Raw genomic sequence first — 982 nt, forward strand, 5'->3', positions numbered from 1 at the left:
GCGTCGATTTATCGACAGCAACAAAATGTTGAAAAAGAGTATCTGTTAACTCGAGCAAATTTATTAATGAGTGACAACCATGCCGATGAAGAAAAGTTATTGGCTATTATTAATGGTGATAAAACATTAGCTGCAGTACTCGACAAGCAAGCACTGGAATTAATCTCCGCGGTAATGAGCAAACAATTTGCAAAAAGTAACAGTGAGATGTTACTACAATAGAAATAAATGCCCCTTTAACAAGCCCATATTAGCTAACGCACAGTAGTGTTCAACTTACAAAACTGTGCTTAATTTATATTCAAAATGTGCTTAATGTAAAAAAAATACAAAATTATTGGCTTAATTCGGCATATTTGGGTGATTTAACTTGATTATTACGGCCAATTTGGTAATTTTACAACCAGGCGATTTACATGCCACCAAATTATTTTAACTTGAGGGATATGAGATGACTATCCGTGTAGCAATTAACGGCTATGGCCGTATCGGTAGAAATGTTTTACGTGCACTTTACGAAAGCGAAAAAAATTACCCAATCGAAATCGTTGCATTAAACGATTTAGGTGACGCGTCAATTAACGCCCACTTAACTAAGTACGATACTGTACATGGTCGTTTCAACGCAAAAGTTGATCACGACGATGAAGCTATCTATGTTAATGGCGACAAGATCTTAACTTTCCAAGAACGTGACCCATCAAAGTTACCTTGGGCAGAGTTGAAAATTGATATCGTTTTCGAATGTACCGGTATTTTCACTTCTAAAGAATCTGTGCAACCGCACCTTATCGCTGGTGCGAAGAAAGTACTTATTTCTGCACCAGGTAAGAATGTTGATGCCACTGTTGTTTACGGCGTAAACAATGAAGTGTTAACCACTGACATGACAGTGGTTTCAAACGCATCTTGTACCACTAACTGTTTAGCGCCAATTGCTAAGCCGTTAAATGATGAGCTTGGTATTGAATCTGGTTTAATG

Annotated in this window: 1 protein-coding gene and 1 pseudogene; both read left to right on the top strand. The window is 37.4% G+C overall.

The annotated features are described in order from the left end of the window. A pseudogene (locus tag H5202_RS23345) lies at window positions 1-222 on the top strand (DUF2989 domain-containing protein); the annotation flags it as partial. A gap of 229 nt (window positions 223-451) precedes the next feature. Further along, window positions 452-982, top strand: a 531-nt coding sequence (locus H5202_RS23350) for a type I glyceraldehyde-3-phosphate dehydrogenase (RefSeq protein ID WP_182774098.1), incomplete at its 3' end; no start/stop codon positions are given.

Origin of the sequence: Shewanella sp. SG41-4, assembly GCF_014164505.1 — a bacterium.
Classification (GTDB): domain Bacteria; phylum Pseudomonadota; class Gammaproteobacteria; order Enterobacterales; family Shewanellaceae; genus Shewanella.